This is a genomic window from Streptomyces sp. NBC_00440 (assembly GCF_036014215.1).
Taxonomy (GTDB): Bacteria; Actinomycetota; Actinomycetes; order Streptomycetales; family Streptomycetaceae; genus Streptomyces.
In genome coordinates, this window is the sequence record NZ_CP107921.1 from 3,957,054 (window position 1) to 3,980,848 (window position 23,795).

Consider the following 23,795-nt stretch of genomic DNA (forward strand, 5'->3'; position numbering starts at 1 on the left):
CGGGGCCCGGCGTCCACGGGCTCCTCCGGTTCTTCCCCGCTCGCCGGGTTCCTAATTGACGGTCCGTCAGACACACTGGCGCGATGCGACGCCAGCACGCGGCCATCGCCGCCACCGCAACGGCCCTCTGCCTGGGCGGCCTGGTGGCCGCCTGCGCGGGCGGCACCGCACACCACGGCTACGCCGCCGTCGGCGCCGCGGGCGCCGGGCAGACGCTCACCACACCCGTACCGCCCTCCGGGAAAGTCACCCTGACGCCTCTGGACGGGCCGGGAGCAGCCGCGGGGCACGACACGGGGAAGACACCCGGACCCGGCGGCTCCGGGGCCTCAGAGGGCGCACAGGGCTCCTCCGCGGCCGGCGGAGCCAACTCCGGGCACCAGTCGCCGAATACGGCAGGCGGCACAGGGGCCCCAGGCGGCACAGGCGGCACGGGAGCTTCAGGCACCTCGCCAACACCTGGCGGACCGGGCGGATCAGCCACCCCTGGCGCACCCGGCCGCACCGGCGGCGGCAGCACGTCCTCCCCGCCCGGGTCCGGCTCCGGAAGCGGCACTTCGGGGGGATCCGACGGCGGTTCCGGCAGCACCTCGCCCGCCCCGACGGACGGCCCCGCCGTACTCAAGGTCGGCGCCCCCGACCGCGCGGCGACGGACAAGCGCTGGTGCGAGAAAGTGACCGTGCGCTTCAGCAACACCGGTGGTTCACCGGTCGCTTCGGGCACGGTCACTTTCTCGACGCACATCATCGGCGGGCTCGGAGTGGACTGGGCGACCCGGACGTCGACCCAGCCGCTGCCGGGGCCGATCGCCGCCGGTGCGGACAGGTCGAAGACGTACACCGTGTGCGTGGACGACTGGCGGGTGCCGCTGGGGATGCACATAGAGACCCGGAAGGTCTCCGTCAGCTGGAAGTGATCCCGGTGGAACCGACTGCGGCGCACGTGGCCCCGTACGGGACCGCCGCCGGGCAAGTAGCCCCGTACGGACCGGAGTCCGGACGCGCCGGGGCCCGCTGCGCAGCAGGAAACGGGACCGAGGTCAGCCCAGCGCGAGGAACGCGACAGCGGCCAGCACCACGATCACGGCGATGACCCCGGCGATCACGCCGATCCTCGGGCCCGACTGCTGCTGCGGAGCGGCCGCGGGCCGGGCGGCGCCCTGCGGTACGCCCTCGTCGACAAAGGCGCGGAACATCTGAGTGCTGCCCGCGGGGTCGTGGTTGCCCTCGGGGCCTTGGGGCGCTTGGGGGTTGTGTGCCATGAGGCAGGACCCTAGCGAACCCTGCGGTTCCGCCCAACCCCCGGGCGAAGGGCGACACCTTTCGAACACCCTTCCGTCACCTCATTGACCTCACACTTGCAAACACTTTGCCTTTCCTTTGCCTTTCCTGGTTCCATTTAACTTGCCTGCAGCAACCAACGGCTTTAATGTTGCCTGGAGCAACAACATAGAGTGCTCACAGGAAGCCCACAGGGAGGTGTCCGTGGCAGCGCAGAGTCAGTACGAAGAACTGGCCAGGCAGCTGAGTGCCATCGGCGCCGTCCAGCGCGGCCTCTCCCGCATCCTTCCGCCGGAATGCCCGACCGGATCGGCCGCCGCGCTGTCCCTGCTGGGCCGGCACGGCGAGATGCGGATGAGCAGACTCGCCGAACTGCTCGCCGTAGACATGTCGGTGACCAGCCGGCATGTGGCCCACGTCGCGGAGCGCGGCTGGATCGAGCGGTCTCCGGACCCCGCCGACAAGCGCTCCCGCATCCTGCGGCTCACCCCCGCGGGCAACGACATGCTCGGCGTCCTCGCCGAGCGGTACATCGACTCTCTCGCTCGCACTCTCAGCGACTGGTCCGACGACGAGGTCGGACATCTCAACGTGCTCCTGGAACGCCTGCGCGCCAGCTTCGGCGACTGCCGGGCCTGGGCCGGACACCACGAATAAATCACCACAGACCTGCGTATCACTCGCGTATCACCGCGTAAGTAGAGACAGAGGAATGCCATGGCTACGACCACACCAGCCGGTGTGCGGGGCGGCCACGCCAAGCACGGGGGCGGTCCCGCCTCCCACGGGGGGAATCCCGCCCCCGACGGCAGTGCGCCGATGACACACCGGCAGATCATGGAGGCCCTGTCGGGCCTGCTGCTCGGTATGTTCGTCGCGATCCTGTCGTCGACGATCGTCACCAACGCGCTGCCGAAGATCGTCTCCGATCTGCACGGCAGCCAGTCCTCGTACACCTGGGTCGTGACCGCGTCCCTGCTGGCGATGACGGCGACCACCCCGCTCTGGGGCAAGCTCTCCGACCTGTTCAGCAAGAAGCTGCTCGTCCAGATAGCTCTGATCATCTACGTCCTGGGCTCGGCCGCCGCCGGGCTCTCGCAGAACTCGTCGACGCTGATCATCTTCCGCGTCGTCCAGGGCATCGGCGTCGGCGGTCTCTCCGCACTCGCGCAGATCGTCATGGCCGCGATGATCTCCCCCCGTGAGCGGGGCCGGTACAGCGGATACCTCGGCGCCACCTTCGCGGTCGCGACCGTCGCGGGGCCGCTCCTCGGCGGTGTCATCACGGACACCAGCTGGCTCGGCTGGCGCTGGTGCTTCTACGTCGGTGTGCCCTTCGCGATCATCGCGCTGATCGTTCTGCAGAAGACCCTGAAGCTTCCCGTCATCAAGCGCGAGGTCAAGGTCGACTGGGGCGGCGCGTTCTTCATCGCCGCCGCCGTGTCGCTGCTGATGGTCTGGATCACCTTCGCCGGTGACAAGTACGACTGGATGTCCTGGCAGACGGCCGCCATGGTCGGCGGCTCGGTCGTCCTGGGACTGCTCTTCATGCTCGTCGAGTCCAAGGCGAGCGAGCCGATCATCCCGCTGCGGCTCTTCCGCAACCCCACGATCACCCTCGCCTCCATCGGCTCGCTGTTCGTCGGTGTCGCGATGTTCTCCGGCACTGTCTTCTTCAGCCAGTACTTCCAGCTGGCGCGCGGCCAGTCGCCGACGATGTCGGGTGTGATGACGATCCCGATGATCGGTGGTCTGTTCATCTCGTCGACCGTCTCGGGGCAGTTCATCACCCGGACGGGCAAGTGGAAGATCTGGCTGGTCAGCGGTGGTGTGCTGGTGACCGCCGGGCTCGGCCTGCTCTCCACCATCCGGTACGACACCACGTACTGGCACATGGCGGTCTTCATGGCCCTGATGGGTCTCGGCATCGGCATGATGATGCAGAACCTGGTGCTCTGCACGCAGAACCAGGTCTCCCAGAAGGACCTCGGCTCGGCGTCCTCCACCGTCTCGTTCTTCCGCTCCCTCGGCGGTGCGGTCGGCGTCTCGGCGCTGGGCGCGGTGCTCGCCAACCGGGTCACCCACTTCGTCACCGACGGGCTCCACGACCTCGGTCCGAAGGGCGCGGCGCTGGCCGGAAAGGGCATGTCCGACGGATCGGTTCCCGACATCGGTGCCCTGCCGCAGCCGCTGCGCACCATCATGGAGAGCGCGTACGGCCACGGCGTCGCCAACGTCTTCCTGTACGCCGCCGCCTGCGCACTGCTCGCGTTCCTGGTGACGCTCTTCATCAAGGAGGTACCTCTGCGTACCCGCGCCGTGGGCGCACCCGACCAGGAGGCACCCGCCGCAGCCGTCCCGGCAGCGGTGGCGGAGACTGTCCCTGTCAACGCCGTTCCGGCCGGCACTCTGCCGGCCCCCGCCACTCCGTACGGAAGTGGCCCGACCACTGAGGAGACGATGCCGATGCAGCCCGCCCCCACCCCAGGTATCACGATCCACGGTGTCGTCAGGGGCGCCGAGGGCGCACCGGTCGGCCAGGCGGCCGTCACGCTGATCTCGCTGGCCGGGCGCCAGCTGGGCCGCGCGATGGCGCAGGGCGACGGGGCTTACGCGGTGGACGCGCCGAACTCCGGCTCGTACGTCCTGATCGCGTCCGCCGACGGCTTCCAGCCGCAGGCCTCCACCGTGTCCGTCGGGGACGAGGCGCTGTCGTACGACATCCTCCTCTCCGGTACGAGCGGTCTCGCCGGATCCGTGCGGTCCGCCGACGGCGGCAAGGCCGTCGAGGGCGCGATGGTCGTCGTCACCGATGTGCGCGGCGACGTGCTGGCCACCGGCACGTCCGGTGCGCAGGGCGAGTTCACCTTCAGCGAGATGATCCCCGGTTCGGTGACCGTCGCGGTGAACGCGACCGGCTTCCGGCCGATGGCCCTGCCGGTCGACGTCGGCGGCCAGGGTGTGACCCGTGTCGAGGTCACGCTGGAGTCCGGTTCGCTGGTCCAGGGTGTCGTACGCGGTGGAGCCGACCGGCGCCCGCTGCCCGACGCCCGGGTGACGCTCGTGGACGCCGCGGGCAACGTTGTCGCCACGGCGACCACCGGGACCGACGGAGCCTACGGTTTCGCCGACCTCAACTCCGGCGAGTACACGGTCATCGCGACGGGTTACCCGCCGGTGGCGGGCTCGTTGATCGTCGCGGGAAGCGGCATCGACGGACACGACATCCAACTGGCCCACCCGGGCGAGTAGTCACCAGGCTGCCCCAGCGGATGCGGGGCGCGGAGGGGCCCGGCAGGACCGGCCCCCCTCCAAGCCCCGGACGTGGTGGTGGCGGGCAGGGGACGGCCCGCCACCACCGCCCGGGGCCCACTTTTTTGAAGGAGAGAGAACGGGAATGGGACTTCGCGCACAGGTACGGACGCGCGACGGCTGGGCGGTCCAGCACGCCGTGGTGACCGTGACCGACATGACCGGTGCCCAGGTACTGCGGGCGCAGGTGGGCGAGGACGGCACGGTGAGCGCCGACGCGGCTCTGGCCCCCGGCCCGCACACCGTGATCGTGACGGCCGTCGGCTACGCGCCCGCCGCGTCCACGGCCTTCGTCACGGCGAGCGGCCGTGCCGATGTCGGCACGGTGGTACTGGCCAGGCAGGGCGGCGTGGAACTCCCGCCGCCCGGCACCTGGACGCTGGACCCGGCGCACTCGTCGGTGGGCGCGGTCGCCCAGCACCTGGGCATCTCCAGCGTGCACGGCCGGTTCACGGAGTTCGTGGGCCGCATCGAGATCGCCGAGGACGTCGAGAAGTCGCGGGTCGAGGCGGTCATCGCCACGGCCTCGATCGACACGGGCAACGGCATGCGCGACGGCCATCTGAAGTCCGCGGACTTCCTGGACGTCGAGAGCTACCCGCAGATCACCTACAGCAGCACCGGGATCACCCCCGCGGGCCCGGACCGCTGGACGGTCCACGGCGAACTCCAGCTGCACGGCGTCGCCCGCGAGGTCGACCTGAACCTCAGCTACCTGGGTACGGGTCCCGACCCGTGGGGCGGCGTGCGCGCGGCCTTCCACGCGACGGCCGAACTGCGCCGCGAGGACTTCAAGATGAACTACAACCAGGTCGTCCAGGCGGGTATCTCGGCCATCGGCACCACGCTCAAGGTCGAGCTGGACATCCAGGCCGTGCAGGGCGACTCGCTGCCCACCGCGTAACGGCCGCACCGGCCCGCACCGGTCTTCGCGGACCCCGCCCGGCCCCCTCGGCGCCGCACTCCTCAGTGTGCGCTGCGGGGGCCGGGCGTTCTGCTGCCCGGGACGGGTGCTGGAGTGCTGGGGAGCTGGGGTGCTGGGGTGCTGGGGGAGGAGCCCGTGTGCTGCCGGACCCGTCCGTGCGGTGCGACGTATCGTGCAGCCATGGCACCCAACATCGCGACCAACACCCCCGTGGAACTGCCCGAACTGCTCGACTTCGTACGCCCCAGGCACCGGGCGATCCTGCTCACCACCCGCTCCGACGGCCGCCCCCAGGGCTCTCCGCTGACCTGCGGGGTCGACGACGCGGGCCGGATCGTCCTGTCGACCTACCCCGAGCGCGCCAAGACCCGCAATGTCCGCCGTGACGCACGGGTGAGCGTCATCGTGCTGTCGGACGAGTGGAACGGCCCGTGGGTCCAGGTCGACGGAGCGGGCGAGGTCATCGACTCACCGGACTCGGTGGAGCCGCTGGTGGAGTACTTCCGCAACATCTCCGGTGAGCACCCGGACTGGGACGAGTACCGGGCGGCCATGGTCAAGCAGGGCAAGTCGATCATCCGGATCACCCCGGAGCGGTGGAGCCCGATCGCGACCGGCGGCTTCCCGGCACGGCTGGCCGAGGACAGCTGACCGCTGACAGCTGCGACGGGGTGGCCCGAGGGGCCGGCTCCTCGGTCGGCGGCGGCGTCGGGGCCGGCCCCCGGACCCGCTCTTCAGCCGGTACCGGGCCGCCGGGCCGGGATCACAGCGCGGCGGCCCGGCCGCGCAGCAGGAGGTTCTGCGTTCCCAGCCCGATCGCCAGGTACGCGTACAGCGACGCGACCCCCAGCACCCCGGCACCGGCCGCATGGTCGATCCACAGCCCCAGCCCGATGTGCGCGGCGACCGAGGTCAGCCAGAGGCCCGTCGTGGCCGGTGTCCCCTTGCGCAGCACCTGGCCCGTGGGGTCGTGCCACAGCCGCACGGTCCGTGATCTGACCATGCCGAGACCCGCCGCGACGGCCAGGCTCACCGCCAGAAGGACCACGGGCAGCACGGTCAGCGGGTGGTGGTCCTCGATGACCGTGGCGATACCGAAGGCGATCCCCGCAACGCCCAGGACGCCGAGGACGGCCGGGGCGATCAGCGAGCCGTAGCGCGTCATCCGGCGGGTGCGCAGCTGCCGGAATATCACCAGGCCGACGACCACCACGGCTATGACGGGCGCGGTCCCGCCGTTCGTGCTCTGCATGTGCCAACTCCCCCTGCGGCCCGCGCCCTTGGACGGCCAAGCGGGCGGCTCACCGTCCGCTCAGTGTCCCCCGGGAGGTCGCGGAGCCGGGGCCCTTTTCCTCTTATGCTCCGCGTTTGGCCTCGATGCCCGCGATCAGCAGGTCGAGGGCGAAGTCGAAGTCGCGCTCCCGCATCTCCTCGACCGTGTCTCCGCCGCGCGCCGCCATCAGGTCCTGGGCCTGCTCGAACGTCCGGCGCAGGGAGGGCTGTTCGCTCATGCCGCCCATGGCGTGCTGGTGGTACTCGTCCTGAGTCATCCCGGCCCGCGCACACCGGTCCCTGAAGTGGCCCTCGACGGTGCCGAACCCGTACACGAACTGGAAGACCGCGGCCAGGCCGCCGGTCTGGCCGCGCAGCGGCAGATCGGCGCTGCGCATCACTTCTTGGGACACCGCGGCGAACTTCAGCGCGTGCGGGCCGATGTTGAGGAACACGCCGACGAGCGGGGAGACCCACGGGTGGCGCACCAGAACGCTCCGGTATCCGGCGGCGAGGCGCCGCAGCTGAATGCGCCAGTCGGCCCCGGCCTCCGTTCCGCCCTCCGTTCCGTCAGGCCCGGTCTCCGTTCCGTCAGGCTCGGTCTCGGTGCCGGTCTCGGTGCCGGTGCCGGTCTCGGTCTCGGTGCCGGTGCCGGTCTCGGCGCCGTCCACCGTTCCTGGCAGCACCAGTTCGCCCATCACCGCGTCCAGGGCCAGTTCGAGGAGGTCGTCCTTGGTGTCCACGTACCAGTAGACCGACATCGCTGTGACGCCCAGCTCGGCGGCGAGACGGCGCATGGAGAACTTCGCGAGGCCCTCGGAGTCCAGCAGCCGGACCGTCGCCGCGGTGATCTTGTCCAGGTCGAGCCCGGCCGGCTGATCCGTTCTGCGGGTGCGTGTCGCCTTTCCGCCCAGCCAGACACTGGCCCGCGCGGGACCCTTCGCGCGGTCGGCCGCAGTCACCATGGCGCGCCTCCTCCGGAACGTGTGGATCCACCGGTACCGATACCGATGTTAGGCCGCCGCTCCCGGTGCATCCGCCCGCTCGGCCCGCCGGAGGAGCACCGCGGCCAGCAGCCCGCCCGCAAGTACCGCTGCGGCGCCCACCAGTTGGCTGGTCTGCAAACCTGAGGCAAAAGCGTCCGCGACCCGGCTGCGCTCGCCCGGACCGTCGGCGGCGGCGAGAGCCGCGGGCAGCGAGGCCGCGCCCAGCGCCGCCGGCAGCAGGGCGGCGAAACGGGAGTTGAGTACGGCGCCGAGCACCGCGACACCGAGACCGTTGCCGAATTCGGCCAAGGTGCCGTTGACGCCCGCGCCGACCCCGGCCTTCTCCGGCGGGATCGCGCTCATGATCGCGTTGGCCATCGCGGGCATGGCGAACGCGATACCCGCGCCCATGACCACGAGACCGAGCAGCATTCCCGGATAACTGTCCCCGCCGAGCAGCGCGATGGCCACCAGACCGGCGGCGAGCGCGGTCATCCCGGTGGCGATGGTGCCGGGCGTGCCCAGCCGGGGCAGCAGCTTGGCCGAGACCCCGGTGAGGTTCAGCGCCACGATGGTGAGGGCCAGGGGTGCGGTCCGCAGCCCCGCGTCCAACGGCCCGTACCCGAGCACGAACTGCAGGTGCTGGGTGAGCAGGAAGAGCGAGCCGCCCATGCCGAAGGCGACGAGGACCGCCCCGGCGACGGCGCCGACGAAGCGCTGGTTACGGAAGAAGTGCATGTCCAGCATGGGGAACGGGATGTGCAGCTCCCAGGCAACGAACCCGGCCAGGAAGACGATGCCGACGGCGGCCGCGACGAGGACATGAGTGGAGGCCCAGCCGTGCGCGGGGCCCGAGATGATCGCGTACACGACCGCGGTCATGCCCACCGTGGAGAGCAGCGCGCCGAGCAGGTCGGGGCGGTCACCGGCCGGGTTCTTGGACTCCGGTACGAGGCCGACGACCGCGGCGAGCGCGATGACGGCCACCGGGATGTTGACCAGGAAGATCGCGCCCCACCAGAAGTGGTCGAGCAGCGCCCCGCCGATGAGCGGTCCGGCGGCGAAGCCGAGTGAGTTGACCGTGGACCAGAGGCCGATGGCCCTGACGCGCTCGGTGTTGTCGAAGATCTGGACGACGACGGCGAGGGTGGTGGTCATCAGCAGGGCGCCGCCGATGCCCATGCCCGCGCGGGCCGCGATCAGCTGACCGGTGGACTGGGCGAGCCCGGCGACGAGCGACCCGGCCCCGAAGAGCGTGAGGCCCGCGATCAGCATCTTCTTGCGGCCGTACCGGTCCGCGGAGCTGCCCGCGGTGAGCAGCAGACCGGACTGCACCAGCGAGTACGCGTTGATCATCCACTGGATGTCGGCGGTGGACGCGTGCAGATCGCGGGTGAGCGAGGGGATCGCGACGTTGAGGACGGTGTTGTCGAGCAGCACGGTGAGCTCGGCGAGACAGATCACTCCGAGGATCACCCAGCGCTGGGGGTGCCGGGTGGTGGCGCTCTCGTGCTCGGCGGCGGTGGCCGTCATGCCGGGCTCCTGATTCGTGGGGTCGCGAAGTCGCGACGTGGTGGTCGGATCGGGGGGCGTGGGGTCGTGTGGTCGCGACGGCATGGAGTCGCGGGGGCAGGGGGCGCGAAGTCACGAGACCCTGGAGTCGTACACCGTAGAGGACGGTCTTCTACGGTGTAAATTCGTTTTGCGCCGAGCCGCTTCCGGGTAGCTACGTCCGATGAAGCTGACTGCTCGTGTTGCTGAAGTGCTTCTGGTCTCAGGTGTCCTCGCCGCGACGATCGCGCCCCCGGCGCAGGCGCAGGCACCTGCCCCCGCTCGCGCCCACACCCGCGACGTCCCGCTGCGGGTCGCCTCGTACAACATCCATGCGGGCGCCGGGATGGACAACGTCTTCGACCTCGACCGGCAGGCGGCGGCCCTGCGCGCGATGCACGCCGACGTGATCGGGCTTGAGGAGGTCGACGTCCACTGGGCCGCTCGCAGCGAGTGGCGGGACGTGGCGGGCGAGCTGGCGAAGCGGCTCGGGATGCAGATGTCCTTCGCCCCGATATACAGCATCGACGGGCGGGAGTTCGGGGTGGCGGTGCTCTCGAAGTACCGCATCCTGAAAGCCGTGAACCACAAGATCACCCGCCTCTCCACCCAGGACCCGAACCCGGTCCCGGCGCCGGCCCCCGGCTTCGGTGAGGTCGAGCTACGGGTGAAGGGCGTACCGCTGCATGTGTACGTGACGCATCTGGACTACCGCGTCGACCCCTCCGTACGGGTGAGCCAGGTCGCCGACACCCGCCGCATCATGGGCCGTGACCGGAACCGGAAGATCCTCCTGGGCGACTTCAACGCGACCCCGGACGCGCCCGAGCTGGCGCCGCTGTGGCGCGAGCTGACGGATGTGGAGCCGGGCGCACCGACGTTCCCGGCGCTGAAGCCGGTGAAGCGGATCGACTACGTGGCGGTGTCGCACGGAGTGGGGGTGCGCGGCGCGGAGGTGCCCGACACGCTCGCGTCCGACCATCGGCCGATCGTGGCGGACCTGTCGCTGCGGCGGTAGGCGAAGCGAAGCGGGAGAGGAAGCGGAAGCAGAGGCGGAGGCGGAAGCAGAGGCGGAAGCGCGCAAAGGGGTGGGGCGGGGAGAAGATCTCCCCGCCCCACCCCTTCCGGTTTCCCGTCCGTCAGCTGCCCGAGGTTCCGGAGCTGCCGGAGGTGCCGGAGCTGCCGGTACTCGCCTTCACCTGCGTCAGGTCGTACAGCGTCACCGACCCCACCGTCACCTTCACGAACCGTCCCTCGACCCAGGACGTGATCTTCGAAGCGGCGCCGCTGCCGGATCCGCCGCGGCCCATTCCGCCACCCATTCCGCCGCCTGCGACGAAGTAGTGGATCTTCCCGTCCGTCACGTCCTTCTTGAACTGCGTGAGCGTGGGGGAGGGATCGCTGCCGTTGAAGCCGCCGATCGCCATGACCGGCTTCTGGGTCGCGAGCTGGTAACTCGCGGCATTCTGCGAGCCGATCGCTGCGGCCATCCAGGTGTAATCGTCGGCGTGCGCACTGATCTTGGTCTTGACCTTGGCGCTGACCTGCTGGCCGTCGAGCAGACCGCCCATACCGCCACCGCCCCGGCCACCGAAGCCGCGCTCGGCCATCCAGCCGCCCGGCGCGCCGCCGAACCGGCCCTGGCCGGTCTGCGACTGGCCCTGGCCCTGCTGACCGTTCCCCTGCCGGCCCATCGGCGGCTGACCCGTCCGACCGCCCGAGCCATTACCCGGGGCCTGACCATTCGCCCCGGTCTGACCGTTTATTCCTGTCCGACCGGCCTGCCCGGCCTGTCCGACCTTCCCGGTGGGTGTCTGTCCCATCCTCGGACCGCCCCAGCCACCGCCGTCCCGGCCGCCCCGACCGGGGAAGCCGCCCATGCCGCCCATCCGGCTCGCGCCCGCCGGACCCGCGGTCACGATCGACCCGGTGTGCCCGGTGTTCAGCGTGGACACCGTGTACGCGAACGGCGCGGCCAGCGAAGCCACCAGGCCCACGCCCGCGGCGCTCAGCGCGAACCTGCGGTTCCACCGGCCGGCCACCGCCAGGCCGACCGCCGCAACGAGCCCCACGACCAGCACCGCCCAGCGCAGCCAGGGCAGATAGTCCGGCGTCCGGCCGAGCAGCACATACGCCCAGACCGCGGTCGCCGCGACCACCACACCCAGCACCGCCGACCACACGAACCGGCCGCGCTCCTCCCAGAGGACCGTGACGCCCATCCCGACGAGGGCGGCGAGGTACGGCGCCAGCGCCACCGTGTAGTACTGGTGGAAGATCCCGGCCATGAAGCTGAAGATCAGCAGGGTCATCAGCAGCGCGCTGCCCCACACCAGGAACGCCCCGCGCGCGGTCTCCGTACGCTTCGCCCGCCAGGTGATGACGATTCCCGCGACGAGCAGGATGAGCGCGGCGGGCAGCAGCCACGAAATCTGGCTGCCGATCTCGGAGTTGAACATCCGGTCGAGACCGGTCTCACCCCAGCCGCCGCCCCCCATACCCCGGCCGCCACCGCCACCGCCACCGCCGACGCTGCCGGTCTCATCGCCGCTGATCCGGCCGAGCCCGTTGTAGCCGAAGGTCAGCTCCAGGAACGAGTTGTTCTGCGAGCCGCCGATGTACGGGCGGGAGGACGCGGGCCACAGTTCGACGATCGCCGTCCACCAGCCGCCCGCGACCACCATCGCCCCAGCGGACAGGCCGATCTGGCCCAGCCGCCTGCGTACCGTCGTGGGTGCGAACACCCCGTACACGACAGCCAGCGGCGGCAGGATCAGAAACGCCTGGAGCGTCTTGGTCAGGAAGGCGAAGCCGATCGCCACGCCCGCCCACACCAGCCACTTGGTCCGGCCGTCCTCCAGCGCACGCAGCACGAAGTAGATGGTGACCGTCATCAACAGCGCGAGCAGCGCGTCGGGGTTGTTGAAGCGGAACATCAGCGCGGCGACCGGAGTCGTCGCCAGCACCACGCCGGCGATGAGCCCCGCAGCCGCGCTGAACCGCCGCCGCACCGCCGCGTACAGCACCGCGACCGTGCCGACGCCCATCAGCACCTGCGGGACGAGGATCGCCCACGAACTCAGCCCGAAGATCCGTACCGAGAGCCCCATCGGCCAGAGGGCGGCCGGGGGTTTGTCGACGGTGATGGCGTTGGCCGAGTCGAGCGAGCCGAAGAAGAGGGCCTTCCAGCTCACCCCGCCGGCCTGGGCCGCCGCGGAGTAGAAGGAGTTGGCGTAACCGGAGGCGCTGAGGTCCCAGAGGTACGCCACGAAGGTGAGCAGCAGCAGCCCGAGGAACGCGGGCCGCACCCAGCGCGGGTCCTCGGCGCGTCCGCGCCACAGCCGGGCGATGCGCGCCTGCCCGGACGGCGGCGAAACAGCCTCCGGGATCTGATGGGTAGGGATATCGGCGGTGGTCATCGTGCAGTCCTCGGGTCGTCGGTGCGCCGCTCGGGGAACACCCAGGCGCGGAAGAGCAGGAAACGCAGCACCGTCGCTGCGAGGTTGGCCGCGATCAGCACCGCGAGCTCGGTGCCGTGCGAGGGGTCGTCGGACGCCGCGCCGAGCGCGGCGAGGGACCCACTGGTGAGGGCGAGGCCGATCGCGAACACGACCAGCCCCTGGGCCTGATGGCGTACCGCGCTGTCGCGCCCGCTCACCCCGAAGGTGAGTCTCCGGTTGGCGGCGGTGTTGATCAGCGCCGAGACCAGCAGGGCGCCCGCGTTGGCCAGTTGGGGGCTCACCTCCGTACGGAACAGGGAGTACAGCAGCAGATAGAGCAGCGTGGAGAGCGCACCGACGACACAGAAACCGACCAACTGCCGGGCCAGTCCCCCGGGCACGCCGGTCAGTTCGCGGTCGCGCGGGTCGTCCCCGAAGGGGCGCGCGAGCCGGTCCAGCGGGAGCGCCCCGACCCCCAGCGCGCGCCCCACCCGCCAGACGCCCTTGAGGTCGTCGACGGCCGTCCGCACGATGTGCACCGTGGACTCCGGGTCGTCGACCCAGTCGACCGGCACCTCATGGATCCGCAGCCCGGCGCGTTCGGCGACCACCAGCATCTCGGTGTCGAAGAACCATCCGGTGTCCTCGACCATCGGCAGCAGCCGCTGCGCGACATCCCGGCGGATGGCCTTGAATCCGCACTGGGCGTCGCTGAACCGGGCGGAGAGCGACGAGCGCAGGATCAGGTTGTACGCGCGCGAGATGAACTCGCGCTTGGGACCGCGCACCACTCTCGAACTCCGCGCCAGCCGGGAGCCGATGGCAAGATCGGAATGCCCGGAGATCAGCGGGGCCACCAGGGGCAGCAGCGCGTTGAGGCCGGTGGAGAGATCGACGTCCATATAGGCGAGAACGGGGGAGTCGGATGCGGACCACACACTCCGCAGCGCCCGCCCGCGCCCCTTCTGGTCGAGCCGGACGGCCCGTACCTCGTCCAGCATGTCCTCAAGCCCCGCGGCCACCTCGGGGGTCCGGTCGGTGCTCGCGTTGTCGGCGATCGTGATCCGGAAGCTGTACGGGAAGGTCCCGGCGAGATGGTCGCGAAGCCGCAGCACACACGGTTCGAGGTCCTTCTCCTCGTTGTACACGGGGATCACCACATCGAGCACCGGGGCGTCGGCCGCTGTCACGGGGAGATGCTCCCGTGCCGGCAGGGTGCCCGGAGAAGTGTCGGTTCGCATACCGACGACACTCGCCAGCGGCGCTGTCACCCCTGTGTGGTCAACCTGTGGTGGGGCTGTGAGTCGGGGGGTGCGGGGCGGGGACGGTGGGTGGATGCGCCGGAATCGCGGGGGCGGCGGGGGGCGCCGGAACCGACGGGGTCCCCGGAATCGCCGGAATGGCCGGGGCAGCGGGAGCAGCCGGAGCCGTGGGAGCCCCTGGAGCCGTGGGAGCCCCTGGAGCCGTGGGAACCACCGGAGCCCCCAGACTCTCCCGGACCCCCGGAACCCCCGGAACCCCCGGAACCCCCGGCAGCCTGACCGCGAACTCCGTGCGGCCCGGCACACTCCGTACGGTCACCGCCCCGCCGTGCGCCACCACGACCGCCTGCACGATCGCGAGGCCGAGCCCGGTCGAACCGGCGTTCCGCGACCGTGAGGCATCCCCGCGGGCGAACCGTTCGAAGACGTGCGGGAGCAACTCGACCGGAATGCCCGGGCCGTCGTCCAGCACCTCCACCAGCACCCAGCCCCCGTCCCGCCGTACCCGTGCGGTGACAGTGGTGCCGGGCGGGGTGTGCGTACGGGCATTGGCCAGCAGGTTCACCAGAACCTGCTGGATGCGGGGCCCGTCGGCCGGCACCAGGGCGGGGTCGTCGGGCAGTTCGAGCCGCCAGGTGTGGTCCTGGCCCGCCGCGCGCGCATCGCTCACCGCGTCGACCACGAGCGGGGAGAGATCAGTGCTCTCGTACGCGAGCGGGGACAGTCCAGTGCCCTCGTACGCGAGCGGGCGTCCCGCGTCCAGCCGTGCGAGCAGCAGCAGATCCTCCACCAGACCGGTCATCCGCCCGGCCTCCGACTCGATGCGGCCCAGCGCGTGCCGGGTGTCCGGTCCGGTCTCCTCGCCGCCGCGCCGGGTGAGCTCGGCATAGCCGCGGATGGAGGCCAGCGGGGTCCGCAGCTCATGACTGGCATCGGCGACGAACTGCCGTACCCGTGTCTCGCTCTCCTGCCGGGCGGCCAGCGCCGAACCCACATGGCCCAGCATCCGGTTGAGCGCCGCACCGACCTGCCCGACCTCCGTCCGGGGATCGGCCTCGGCGTCGGGGACGTGTTCCAGCGGGGCCACCTCACCGCTGTGCAGCGGGAGTTCGGAGACCCGGGTCGCGGTCGCCGCGACCCGCCTGAGCGGGCGCAGCGCTATTCCGACCAGCGCGGTCCCGGTGATGGCGGCCGCGAGCAGCCCGGCCGCTGTGACACAGACCTCGACCACGATCAGGGTGGTGACGGTGGACTGGACACCGGTCAGCGGGAAGCCGAGCACAAACGTGCCGCTGCTGGAGGAGATAGCCCGGAAGTCCCCGAGGCCGGGGAGCGAGACGGTGTGCGGATACCCGTCCCTGGGGACCGATTCCAGTGCGTCGAGCTGGTCGTCGCCGAGTGGCGAGCTGTCGGGCCGGGCGCCCGGTGTGGCGACGCTCTTCACCCCGTCGACCAGATCGTCGCTGTCGACGACGGTGTGCCCGCCGACGGATCCTATCGGCAGCCCGGGCTGCTGGACGATGGAACGGTCGCCGCCCATCGGATCGTGGTCGGGCCGCTGGGCCGCCGCCAGCAGCTGCTTGTCCAGCTGCCGCTCCAGATTGGAGTGCATGGCGATCGTGGTGACCGTACCGATCACGGCCACGACCACGGCGATCAGCGCCACGGCCGAGACGACGAGCCTCGTACGCAGCGACCAGCGCCGCCGCACCGACACCGGCTACTCCCCGGGCTTGATCAGATATCCGGCCCCGCGCCGGGTGTGGATCATCGGCGTACGCCCCGCGTCGATCTTGCGCCGGAGGTACGAGATGTAGAGCTCGACGACGTTGGCCTGGCCGCCGAAGTCGTACGACCAGACCCGGTCCAGGATCTGCGCCTTGGAGAGCACCCGGCGCGGGTTGCGCATCAGGAAGCGCAGCAACTCGAACTCGGTCGCGGTCAGATGGATGTTGGTCCCGCCCCTGGTGACGTCGTGGCTGTCCTCGTCGAGGGTCAGGTCACCGACGGCGAGCACCGACTCGCTGCGCTGTGCGCCCGTACCTGACCTGCGGATCAGCCCGCGCAGTCTGGCCACGACCTCCTCCAGGCTGAAGGGCTTGGTCACATAGTCGTCGCCGCCCGCCGTCAGACCCGCGATCCGGTCCGCCACGGCGTCCTTGGCGGTCAGGAAGAGCACCGGCACATCGGGCAGCTCGCGGCGCATCCGGCCGAGCACGGCGATACCGTCCATGTCGGGGAGCATCACATCGAGCACCACGGCATCGGGCCGGAACTCCCGCGCGGTCCGCACGGCTCCGGCCCCGTCACCGGCGCTGCGCACCTGCCAGCCCTCATAGCGCAGCGCCATGGAGAGCAGCTCCGCGAGCGAGGCCTCGTCGTCCACGACGAGAACGCGCACCGCGGTGCCGTCGGGCCTGCACATTTCGGTACGCCCCTGGGGCGAGGTCGTAGTCATGGGCCCAGCCTCCGAGCTACCTCTGAGAGACCCCTTTCCCCAACCTGTGAAATTCCTGAGAAACGCCCGCACCCGCAGACGGCACACCCCCGGACGAACGGCCCCACCACACACAGCCCTGTCCGGCGCTCCCCTCCTCCTTCGCTCCCCTCCTCCCTCATCCCCTCATCCCCTCATCCCCTCCCCAGCCGGGGCCGCCCAACCACGGGCAGGGCTGTCCCTATCCCAGCCGGGGCCGCCCACTTCGGGCGGGGCTGCCCCAATACCGGCGCTGCCCGGCCCCCGAACTGCCCACCCTCCGGGGCTGTACGTACGGTCACTCCCGGCCTGACGTACGGTCGCTCCGGCCCTCACGTACGGTCACCCCATGCGGATCCTCACCCTGTCGGGCAGCCTGCGCGCCCGTTCCACCAACGGCGCCCTGCTGCATGCGGCCGGGTCCCTGGCCACGGCCGACGGGGCGGCCGTCACGACAGCCGACATCGGCGGGCTGCCCCACTTCAACCCGGACCTCGACGGCGAGGGCGCCGTGCCCCCGGCCCCGGTGGCGGCCCTGCGGAAGTCTGTGGCCGAGGCGGACGCGGTGCTGGTCGTGAGCCCCGAGTACGCGCACGGCGTGCCCGGCGTACTGAAGAACGCCCTGGACTGGCTGGTCAGCAGCGGCGAGTTCATCGACCGCAGAGTCGGCGTGATCACCGCGTCACCCAGCCCGACGGGCGGCGACTACGCCAACACCCAACTGCGCGAAACGCTGCGGATGATGACCGGCACCGTGGTCGATGAGGCCTGCCTGATGGTCGGAACAGTCACCACCAGGCTCGACCGGGACACGGGCGAGATCACGGACCCGGAACTCACGACACAGCTCAAGGCGGCGCTGAAGGCACTGACGACGCCCTGACCAAGCGCCCCCGCCCCCACCTGCAACAGAACAACCCGAGCAGCAACGCCCCGACCGGACCGCCCAGACCAGACCAGACCAGCCCAGCCCAGAATAACGGGCCAAATCACCGCAAACCACCACCTATCCCACCACCCACACCCCGCCCATCCCACTCTCGGCCACCTCATCGCACAACAACCACACGAGATCAGGCCACAGGCAGAGAGGGCCACACAAGGGGGTGGCACCCACCCTCAGAACAACCCAGGCTGCTCCACCTCCGGTTCCGCCGGGGCCACCCGCACCGGCACGGTCACCCCCGCACCGGGCTCCGCGCCCGTCAGCCCCCAGCCGGCCATCAACCGCGTATCGAGGACGATCACCGCACCGTCGTCCCCGGCGAGATGCAGGTCAGGCCCTGCGGCAGCCACCAGCCGCCCCGCGACGGCCCCGCCCGCCACGAGCTCGCTCACCACCCCCGCGGGGTCACCGAGTCCCGCCAGCCCGAACACCTCCCCGTGATCGGCCACTTCGCACACCAGCCGCTCCAGCGAATCCGGCCACCCGGCCAGCGCGACGGCCCGTGCGTGCACCGCACGTACCTCGGCCGCCCGCTCCTCCCGTCCGGGCAGCCGGGCCCGCACCGCCCGCTTGTCCGCGTACGGAATCCGGTCCGGCACACCCAGCGCCGTACGCAACAGCTCCTCGGTCCGCCGGGCCGCCATCAACGGCCCCCGCCCCAGCCAGCTGAAAGCCACCGCCCCCTGCTCCCTCAGCCGCGCCGGACCGCGCTCCTCCGCCGTGATCCCCACCTTGACCATCCCGGCCCCGAACCAGGCGAGGTAGACGCGGTAGACCCGGGGATCGTCGGCGATCGTGTCGGCCGCCACCGAGTGCGCCCGGTCGAGCCGCGCGCACTCCCCGCAGCGCGCCTGCGTACCGCGCCCCGGCACCCGTGCCCGCACCGGGCAGGCATGACCACGCGCCCCCACACACGTACGCTCCCCCGCCGCCTCGACCCGGAAGCCGACGTCGGTCCCGTACACCAGCGGACTGGCCCGCGCCCGCCCTTCCCACGCGAGCCGGGGGCCCTCGTCCCCCCACCGCAGCCCACCGGAACGCCACATGGTCCCGTGCCCCCTTCCCTGATCCGCCGGTGCGCGGACGGCGAATCCGCGTCACTCGCAGCATGACACCCACCACTGACAGTGGCCCCCGAGCCCCTATGGCAGAGGCGGCCCGCACACCTCGGAACGTCTCAGACAAGGACGTAGACCGGCGAACCGTCCGGAGCGCGCCCCGAGTGCCGTATGCATCCACGCCGCAGCAGATGCCGGACACAGTCCTGGACCCGGGCCGGGGACAGCCCGGTGCGCGTGGCGATCTCCTCCGCGCTGCAGCGGGCAGCGCCCTCGACCAGACCGGGCGCCAGCACGGCAGCGACCGTACGGATGTCCTCGGTGATGACCAGGTTCCTGTCCTGCCAGCTCGCGAGCAGCTCCTGAGGCGTGCCGGCCGACACCGCAGCCGTGGCCCCGCCCGGCTGCGCCCGCTCGGCAAGCCGGTCCAGCGAATCGGCGATCCGGTGGAAGGCCTGGGTCAGCAGATCCTGCCCCCGACTGACCTCACGCATCAGCAGATGCCCCTCCGCCTCCCTGACCGCACACGCCTCCTCAGCCCGGATGCTCCGCTCCTCCAGCCGCACGATCGCGTCGACGATCTCCTCCGGCATGACATAGGCGGTACGCAGATCGTCCACTGGCTGAACGGGGGCCGGGACGAGTTCGTACGCACCATCACGCTGCACCGTGGCCACCACCTCGGCCACCCATCTCCTGAAGGGCGCGCACTCGTGCTTCGTACAGCCGTTGACGAGTTGGACGAGCCCGGCGAGCGTCACCATCTTCATGGACTTCTTGAGGCCGTGACCAGCGATCCTGCGCGAAGCGTCTGTCCCATAGACACCTCTCGCAATATCACCGAGGCTCTGCCGGCAGTCCGGGGAGACATGCCACAGCAGAGCCTGCCGGGTGTTCGCATAGCCAAGATTCCCCGCGACATCCACCGCCGGAAACCAGTGCGCCCCGTCGGGCAACGTCAACCGCCGCACCCGCGCGCCCGTGGCCGCGTACACGAAGTCGCCGACATCGACCGCGTCCCGAGCGTGGGCCATCGGCTCGTCCTCCGGCATGTCCTGCTCGCGCATCGAGCACCACCTCCGCCCCGGAACCTAGCCGTGGGCATATGCAACTCCCCCCGAAAGAAGGCAAGTTCACTCGATAGGCGACAGGAACCCCTGACTCAACAGCGGCCGGGCAGCTGCGACACTGCAAGCGTGACAGCGACGAAGACAACGGATACAGCTGCGGTGATCCACGAGCACGTGCGAGCCTTCAACGCCCGCGACCTCGACGCCCTCCTGGCAGGCTTCACCGAAGACGCCCTATGGGTTACCGGGACGACTGCTGTGCGAGGCCGTGTCGCGCTCGCCGAGTTCTTCCAGGACGCCATGCAGGGACTGCTTCCCACGCTGACGGTGCAGAGCCTCGTCACCGAGGGCAGCGAGGCCGCCTGCCAGCTGACCGAGACGCTGACGGTCCACGGTGACGAGCAGACCTTCTCCATCGCTGGTTTCTACCTGCTCCACAACCGGCGGATCGCGTCGGCAAAGATCTACCGCGAAGGCAAGGCCGAAGTCGGTTGATACAAGTCCAACCGCTCGCCGCAGTCCGCACTCCACTGCTGCACGACAACGCCAGAGCCCCCAGGATTTCTCCTGAGGGCCTCTGACTGCTGTGCACTCGGCAGGATTCGAACCTGCAATCTTCTGATCCGTAGCATCGGGCGGCACGTGACGAGAAGTTTCGGCGGCCCTCCGTTGCGATCTGTTTCGTTGCGATCTATCAGGATGGCTTTCACGGGCGTCTGTGTGCCGCCCCCAGCCCGAGCCGAGGCCCCGTGAGGCTTGTCAGCAGGACGCGGGCGGGACGCTCTGCTCGTACTGGAAGACGTTGCAGGGGTCGTACTTCTGCTTGATCTGGCGTAGCCGGTCGAAGTTGCCGTCCCAGTAGGCGGTTTCCCAGCCCTGCATGCCGATGTTCGGGACGTTGACGTAGGCACCGTGCACGTAGGGCCGCAGCGCCTGGCTGAACTCGGCGATCCACGCCTGGGCCCGCGGGGTCAGCTCGTCGCCACTGCCCGGTTCTCCACGGGTCCCCCAGCCGGCACCCGGCTCGGAGTAGAAAAGCGCATCGCGATGCGGGAATGCCGTGCCGCCGCGAGGACTCTTCCTGACCGCTCCACCGAAGGCCTGAGTGAAGAAGTTGCTGTCGTCCGTCGGCGCCTCCCGCATGAACGACGCGATCACGCCGATCGCTTTTCTCGGGAACGGCTTGTTGGTGAATTGCGAGAAGAACTTCCAGTTGGCGGGCTCGTCCGCGGTCGGAATCTGGAATCCCGCGTACACCTCGCCCCAGTTGCCGACCTGCACCGAGACCTCCGGGCGACCGACCGAAAGGATCGGGGCCAGCAGTTTCTTCGCCTCCGCTGGAGTTCCTTCCGCGAGGACCGCGAACAGCAGGATCTGGTTTCTGTGAATTTCGACCTGCGTGCCGAGACGGTTGTCAGCGAAGGGAGCCGTGCGCTGCCATGATTCGAAGACTCTGTTCAGGTCTCCGAGACCGTCCCACGTCGCCTGCACATAAGTGACGCTCTTGAGCGGAGCCAGCTTGTAGGTGAGGGACGTGACAATTCCGAAGTTGCCGTTGCCCGCACCGCGGAGCGCCCAGAGCAGGTCCGAGTTGTTCTTCAGATCGGCCTTGATGACCTTGGCGCAGTCACCGTCCGAGGCGACAACGATCTCGGCCCCGATGAGGCTGTCGCAGGCCATTCCGAGGTAGCGGGTGAGGAAGCCGAAACCGCCGCCGAGCGTCGCACCGGCCAGACCGACGGTGCCTTCCGTACCAGTCGTCACCGCAAAGTTCTTCTTCGCGAGCGTGGTCACCGCTTCCAACTGGTTGAGCCCGGCTCCGACCGTCGCCGTACGGCCGGCTGTGTCGATGTGGACCGACTTCAGCTCGCTGACGTCGATCACGATGCCGTTGTCCACGTTCGACCACCCCTCAAGGCTGTGGCCGCCGCTCCGCACCCGCATCGCGACATCGTGCTGCCGTGCCCACGTGAGGGCGTTGGCCACGTCCTGGGTCCGCTGGGCGTAGACGATGACCAGCGGATAGTGGACGAACAACTCGTCCCAGCCCAGGCTCGACTCAGCGTAGTTGGGGTCGTGGGGACGGACGATGCGGCCGGTCAGCTTCGCCGGCCCGCACTTCGCGCTCTCGGCCTCGTGGGTGACGGCACTCGCATCCGTAGCCTCCGCGGCCGCGACGCCGGGGAGAACGACCGCGCCCGCGCCGGCGACCGCTGTGGCCTTGAGCACTCCGCGACGAGAAAAGTCCTGCATGGTCCGTATCCTCTCGACGGGCTTACGCCCGCAGATCGACAGATGCACATCGCGTCTGTCGGCTGGCACGATCGATCCCTGGTGGACGATCTATGGGTCCCACAGATCAGCAGGGGATATCGTGACGGCGCCACAGGACACGCTGGTTGAGCGAAAGGACGACTTGCCGGAGGATGACGTACACAGGGGAATTACCTAGCCCAGCCGGACGCATCCGACTGGGCTTGATCTTCTTAGCCTCTCATTAGTTATTCTGTTTCCGAGCAATAATCTCAGGGGAAATTTCGGGAACTGTCTCCGTTAACAGCGATAATTCATCGACTGCCACCTGCGGACAATACTTGCGGAGCGGCCTTTCGTCGGGCCCTTCTTTTCTTTACGCCGGAACGGCGTCCAGTTCCGCCCGGGCTCGCCCGCTGTTCGCGCGGCGAGGTGGCGCTGCGTCGAGGGCGGCCGCGCAACCGCCGCCGGTGACGGCCTGGCGGCAGGTGTGGTGGACGACGATCACGGAGCGGGCGAAACGGGTGAGGAGGGTGATTTCCTCCATGGCAGTGCCGGCGCTGCAGCCCACGGTGATGACGTAGTCGGATGCCTGAACGGCCTCGATGGTGAGGCCCTTCGGCTTCTGGCCGGCAATGCCGATGCCGGCTTCCTCCGTCGCCTCGACGACGGAGGGATTGGCCTGGTCATTGATGCACCGAGGGATGAGGGCAACAGGGTCGGACGATGCCGACGTTGCGGCTGATGCCCCCGTAGCCGTCTGATCGATCCGACGACCACGATCGGAAGAAGTTGCCGTCAACCGCTGCCATCACGACATACGACAAAGGCCCCCAGGATTTCTCCTGAGGGCCTCTGGCCTGCTGTGCACTCGGCAGGATTCGAACCTGCAACCTTCTGATCCGTAGTCAGATGCTCTATCCGTTAAGCTACGAGTGCTTGGCGTTCCGGGCTGTTTACTGCCCCGTCGGCGTTGCGAGAACAACATTACATGACCTGCGGCGTCAGGTGAAATCCATTGACCGCATCCCCGCTGAGCTGCGAAGACACACCCTCCTGCGCCCTTGTGGGCGCCGCCGCGGGACGACTGAAGCCCCGTCCATCACGGACGGGGCTTCAGTGATCCAGCTGGCGGAGGCGGAGGGATTTGAACCCTCGATGGGCCGTAAAACCCAAACCGCATTAGCAGTGCGGCGCCATAGACCGGACTAGGCGACGCCTCCAGCACACCGAACACAGTCGCGCGAGCGCGAAGTGGTGCGTGCAGATGATGACACAGCCTTGCGGGCCGTCACCAATCGCGGCCCACGGTACTAGGCCGCGGGGTGGCAGAGCAAAGTCGTTCGTGTCGCGCAACGCCCGGCGCGCAGGAGCGTTAGGGAGGCAGGGGCGCCGCCCCTGAGCCGTATCGAGGAGTTTTGTCATGAGGAGTTACGTCATGCTGCGCCGCCTCGCTCTCACCGCCGCCGCTGCCTGTCTTTCCGCACTGGCCGCCGCCCCCGCCGCGACCGCCGCCCCCGCCGGTCCCGTCGCGGGCACCACCGCTCGTGCCATCACCCCGCTCCCCGCCCCCGGAGGACAGCCCGGTCACCGGCTTCCCGGGTCGCGGGTCCGCGACCGGCTCACCATCACCGTCGCCGATTCCGGCAGCCCCGCCGCCGACGGCACGCACCGCCTGTACTGCGCCCCCGCCGGGGGGACACACGCCTCGCCGCAGCAGGCCTGCGACCGGCTGGACCAGCTCGCCGCCGACCGGCGGACGCCGTTCGCGCCCGTTCCCGCCACCATGATGTGCACGATGCAGTACGGCGGCCCGGCCACCGCGCACATCACCGGGGTCTGGCGGGGACAGCCCGTCGACGCGATGTTCCGGCGTACCAACGGGTGCGAGATCTCCCGCTGGGGCGCCCTCGAACCCGTCCTTCCGCACACCGTCGGCTGAGGCCGGCCCAGCCGTTCTTCC

At 70.0% G+C, this 23,795-nt stretch carries 21 protein-coding genes and 2 tRNA genes; 9 read left to right on the forward strand and 14 right to left on the reverse strand.

Features of this window, described 5'->3' with window-relative positions; translation table 11 throughout:
- Window positions 1–83: 83 nt before the first annotated feature.
- Entirely contained in the window at window positions 84–917 is an 834-nt protein-coding gene (locus OHB13_RS17850; protein WP_328377771.1) for a hypothetical protein, read from the forward strand.
- A gap of 123 nt (window positions 918–1,040) precedes the next feature.
- On the opposite strand, the gene OHB13_RS17855 is transcribed toward OHB13_RS17850, so the two are convergent.
- Window positions 1,041–1,262 carry a hypothetical protein gene (locus OHB13_RS17855; RefSeq protein ID WP_328377772.1) on the reverse strand — a complete coding sequence of 74 codons (222 nt, stop codon included), beginning with the start codon at window positions 1,260–1,262 and terminating at the stop codon, window positions 1,041–1,043.
- Between the two features lie 223 nt (window positions 1,263–1,485).
- Between OHB13_RS17855 and OHB13_RS17860 the strand changes: the two genes are divergently transcribed.
- The 4 genes from OHB13_RS17860 to OHB13_RS17875 all read left to right on the forward strand — a co-directional run bounded on the left by OHB13_RS17860 (window position 1,486) and on the right by OHB13_RS17875 (window position 6,169).
- A complete protein-coding gene (locus OHB13_RS17860) occupies window positions 1,486–1,938 on the forward strand; it encodes a MarR family winged helix-turn-helix transcriptional regulator (protein WP_266855332.1) in 453 nt (150 codons plus the stop codon).
- Window positions 1,939–1,998: 60 nt separating this feature from the next.
- Entirely contained in the window at window positions 1,999–4,533 is a 2,535-nt protein-coding gene (locus OHB13_RS17865; RefSeq protein ID WP_328377773.1) for an MFS transporter, read from the forward strand.
- 145 nt (window positions 4,534–4,678) lie between these two features.
- Window positions 4,679–5,497 carry a YceI family protein gene (locus OHB13_RS17870; protein WP_266855330.1) on the forward strand — a complete coding sequence of 273 codons (819 nt, stop codon included), beginning with the start codon at window positions 4,679–4,681 and terminating at the stop codon, window positions 5,495–5,497.
- Window positions 5,498–5,698: 201 nt separating this feature from the next.
- Complete coding sequence (locus OHB13_RS17875) at window positions 5,699–6,169, forward strand: PPOX class F420-dependent oxidoreductase (RefSeq protein WP_266855329.1); 471 nt, start codon at window positions 5,699–5,701, stop codon at window positions 6,167–6,169.
- A 112-nt stretch (window positions 6,170–6,281) separates the two neighbouring features.
- On the opposite strand, the gene OHB13_RS17880 is transcribed toward OHB13_RS17875, so the two are convergent.
- From OHB13_RS17880 to OHB13_RS17890, 3 genes are all read right to left on the reverse strand, one after another.
- The gene (locus OHB13_RS17880) at window positions 6,282–6,770 is read right to left on the reverse strand and encodes a hypothetical protein (RefSeq protein WP_328377774.1); all 489 of its coding nucleotides are present in this window, start codon (window positions 6,768–6,770) and stop codon (window positions 6,282–6,284) included.
- 103 nt (window positions 6,771–6,873) lie between these two features.
- Window positions 6,874–7,755, reverse strand: a complete 882-nt coding sequence (locus tag OHB13_RS17885; protein WP_328377775.1) for a TetR/AcrR family transcriptional regulator — start codon at window positions 7,753–7,755, stop codon at window positions 6,874–6,876.
- A gap of 48 nt (window positions 7,756–7,803) precedes the next feature.
- Window positions 7,804–9,309 carry an MFS transporter gene (locus tag OHB13_RS17890; protein ID WP_266855326.1) on the reverse strand — a complete coding sequence of 502 codons (1,506 nt, stop codon included), beginning with the start codon at window positions 9,307–9,309 and terminating at the stop codon, window positions 7,804–7,806.
- Window positions 9,310–9,511: 202 nt separating this feature from the next.
- Between OHB13_RS17890 and OHB13_RS17895 the strand changes: the two genes are divergently transcribed.
- On the forward strand, window positions 9,512–10,345 hold the full coding sequence (locus OHB13_RS17895; RefSeq protein ID WP_328377776.1) for an endonuclease/exonuclease/phosphatase family protein: 834 nt from the start codon (window positions 9,512–9,514) through the stop codon (window positions 10,343–10,345).
- Between the two features lie 121 nt (window positions 10,346–10,466).
- Here the strand turns inward: OHB13_RS17895 and OHB13_RS17900 are convergent, their stop codons facing one another.
- From OHB13_RS17900 to OHB13_RS17915, 4 genes are read right to left on the reverse strand one after another with little or no spacing between them, the layout of a single operon-like run.
- Complete coding sequence (locus tag OHB13_RS17900) at window positions 10,467–12,746, reverse strand: ArnT family glycosyltransferase (RefSeq protein WP_328377777.1); 2,280 nt, start codon at window positions 12,744–12,746, stop codon at window positions 10,467–10,469.
- Window positions 12,743–14,008, reverse strand: coding sequence for a bifunctional glycosyltransferase family 2/GtrA family protein (locus tag OHB13_RS17905; protein ID WP_266855323.1), 1,266 nt, complete (start codon window positions 14,006–14,008; stop codon window positions 12,743–12,745). Before OHB13_RS17905 ends, OHB13_RS17900 begins: the two co-directional genes overlap by 4 nt.
- Window positions 14,009–14,048: 40 nt before the next feature.
- Window positions 14,049–15,740 carry a HAMP domain-containing sensor histidine kinase gene (locus OHB13_RS17910; RefSeq protein ID WP_328380320.1) on the reverse strand — a complete coding sequence of 564 codons (1,692 nt, stop codon included), beginning with the start codon at window positions 15,738–15,740 and terminating at the stop codon, window positions 14,049–14,051.
- Between the two features lie 9 nt (window positions 15,741–15,749).
- Window positions 15,750–16,487: a response regulator transcription factor gene (locus OHB13_RS17915; protein WP_323183770.1), complete on the reverse strand. Its 738-nt coding sequence runs from the start codon at window positions 16,485–16,487 to the stop codon at window positions 15,750–15,752.
- A gap of 367 nt (window positions 16,488–16,854) precedes the next feature.
- On the opposite strand from OHB13_RS17915, the gene OHB13_RS17920 reads away from it, so the two are divergent.
- Window positions 16,855–17,388, forward strand: coding sequence for an NADPH-dependent FMN reductase (locus OHB13_RS17920; RefSeq protein ID WP_328377778.1), 534 nt, complete (start codon window positions 16,855–16,857; stop codon window positions 17,386–17,388).
- Window positions 17,389–17,624: 236 nt separating this feature from the next.
- Here OHB13_RS17920 and OHB13_RS17925 read toward each other — a convergent pair whose 3' ends face one another.
- Window positions 17,625–18,497, reverse strand: coding sequence for a DUF2797 domain-containing protein (locus tag OHB13_RS17925; RefSeq protein ID WP_266855321.1), 873 nt, complete (start codon window positions 18,495–18,497; stop codon window positions 17,625–17,627).
- Between the two features lie 131 nt (window positions 18,498–18,628).
- On the reverse strand, window positions 18,629–19,576 hold the full coding sequence (locus tag OHB13_RS17930; protein WP_328377779.1) for a BRO family protein: 948 nt from the start codon (window positions 19,574–19,576) through the stop codon (window positions 18,629–18,631).
- Window positions 19,577–19,705: 129 nt separating this feature from the next.
- On the opposite strand from OHB13_RS17930, the gene OHB13_RS17935 reads away from it, so the two are divergent.
- A complete protein-coding gene (locus OHB13_RS17935) occupies window positions 19,706–20,074 on the forward strand; it encodes a nuclear transport factor 2 family protein (RefSeq protein ID WP_328377780.1) in 369 nt (122 codons plus the stop codon).
- A 264-nt stretch (window positions 20,075–20,338) separates the two neighbouring features.
- On the opposite strand, the gene OHB13_RS17940 is transcribed toward OHB13_RS17935, so the two are convergent.
- The 4 genes from OHB13_RS17940 to OHB13_RS17955 all read right to left on the reverse strand — a co-directional run bounded on the left by OHB13_RS17940 (window position 20,339) and on the right by OHB13_RS17955 (window position 23,055).
- Window positions 20,339–21,832, reverse strand: a complete 1,494-nt coding sequence (locus OHB13_RS17940; RefSeq protein WP_328377781.1) for an FAD-binding oxidoreductase — start codon at window positions 21,830–21,832, stop codon at window positions 20,339–20,341.
- A 376-nt stretch (window positions 21,833–22,208) separates the two neighbouring features.
- Window positions 22,209–22,634, reverse strand: a complete 426-nt coding sequence (locus OHB13_RS17945; protein WP_328377782.1) for a hypothetical protein — start codon at window positions 22,632–22,634, stop codon at window positions 22,209–22,211.
- A gap of 64 nt (window positions 22,635–22,698) precedes the next feature.
- A tRNA-Arg gene (locus OHB13_RS17950) sits at window positions 22,699–22,771 on the reverse strand.
- Window positions 22,772–22,961: 190 nt separating this feature from the next.
- A tRNA-Ser gene (locus tag OHB13_RS17955) sits at window positions 22,962–23,055 on the reverse strand.
- A 200-nt stretch (window positions 23,056–23,255) separates the two neighbouring features.
- On the opposite strand from OHB13_RS17955, the gene OHB13_RS17960 reads away from it, so the two are divergent.
- Window positions 23,256–23,774, forward strand: a complete 519-nt coding sequence (locus OHB13_RS17960) for an SSI family serine proteinase inhibitor (protein WP_405944262.1) — start codon at window positions 23,256–23,258, stop codon at window positions 23,772–23,774.
- The last annotated feature ends 21 nt before the right edge of the window (window positions 23,775–23,795 follow it).

Excerpts from the sequence above, each read along its gene's own strand:
- OHB13_RS17850 (WP_328377771.1), top strand. The coding sequence starts at position 84 with ATGCGACGCCAGCACGCGGCCATCGCCGCCACCGCAACGGCCCTCTGC.
- OHB13_RS17855 (WP_328377772.1), bottom strand. The coding sequence starts at position 1,262 with ATGGCACACAACCCCCAAGCGCCCCAAGGCCCCGAGGGCAACCACGAC.
- OHB13_RS17865 (WP_328377773.1), top strand. The coding sequence starts at position 1,999 with ATGGCTACGACCACACCAGCCGGTGTGCGGGGCGGCCACGCCAAGCAC.
- OHB13_RS17870 (WP_266855330.1), top strand. The coding sequence starts at position 4,679 with ATGGGACTTCGCGCACAGGTACGGACGCGCGACGGCTGGGCGGTCCAG.
- OHB13_RS17875 (WP_266855329.1), top strand. The coding sequence starts at position 5,699 with ATGGCACCCAACATCGCGACCAACACCCCCGTGGAACTGCCCGAACTG.
- OHB13_RS17880 (WP_328377774.1), bottom strand. The coding sequence starts at position 6,770 with ATGCAGAGCACGAACGGCGGGACCGCGCCCGTCATAGCCGTGGTGGTC.
- OHB13_RS17885 (WP_328377775.1), bottom strand. The coding sequence starts at position 7,755 with ATGGTGACTGCGGCCGACCGCGCGAAGGGTCCCGCGCGGGCCAGTGTC.
- OHB13_RS17890 (WP_266855326.1), bottom strand. The coding sequence starts at position 9,309 with ATGACGGCCACCGCCGCCGAGCACGAGAGCGCCACCACCCGGCACCCC.
- OHB13_RS17895 (WP_328377776.1), top strand. The coding sequence starts at position 9,512 with ATGAAGCTGACTGCTCGTGTTGCTGAAGTGCTTCTGGTCTCAGGTGTC.
- OHB13_RS17900 (WP_328377777.1), bottom strand. The coding sequence starts at position 12,746 with ATGACCACCGCCGATATCCCTACCCATCAGATCCCGGAGGCTGTTTCG.
- OHB13_RS17905 (WP_266855323.1), bottom strand. The coding sequence starts at position 14,008 with ATGCGAACCGACACTTCTCCGGGCACCCTGCCGGCACGGGAGCATCTC.
- OHB13_RS17915 (WP_323183770.1), bottom strand. The coding sequence starts at position 16,487 with ATGACTACGACCTCGCCCCAGGGGCGTACCGAAATGTGCAGGCCCGAC.
- OHB13_RS17920 (WP_328377778.1), top strand. The coding sequence starts at position 16,855 with ATGCGGATCCTCACCCTGTCGGGCAGCCTGCGCGCCCGTTCCACCAAC.
- OHB13_RS17925 (WP_266855321.1), bottom strand. The coding sequence starts at position 18,497 with ATGTGGCGTTCCGGTGGGCTGCGGTGGGGGGACGAGGGCCCCCGGCTC.
- OHB13_RS17930 (WP_328377779.1), bottom strand. The coding sequence starts at position 19,576 with ATGCGCGAGCAGGACATGCCGGAGGACGAGCCGATGGCCCACGCTCGG.
- OHB13_RS17940 (WP_328377781.1), bottom strand. The coding sequence starts at position 21,832 with ATGCAGGACTTTTCTCGTCGCGGAGTGCTCAAGGCCACAGCGGTCGCC.
- OHB13_RS17960 (WP_405944262.1), top strand. The coding sequence starts at position 23,256 with ATGAGGAGTTACGTCATGCTGCGCCGCCTCGCTCTCACCGCCGCCGCT.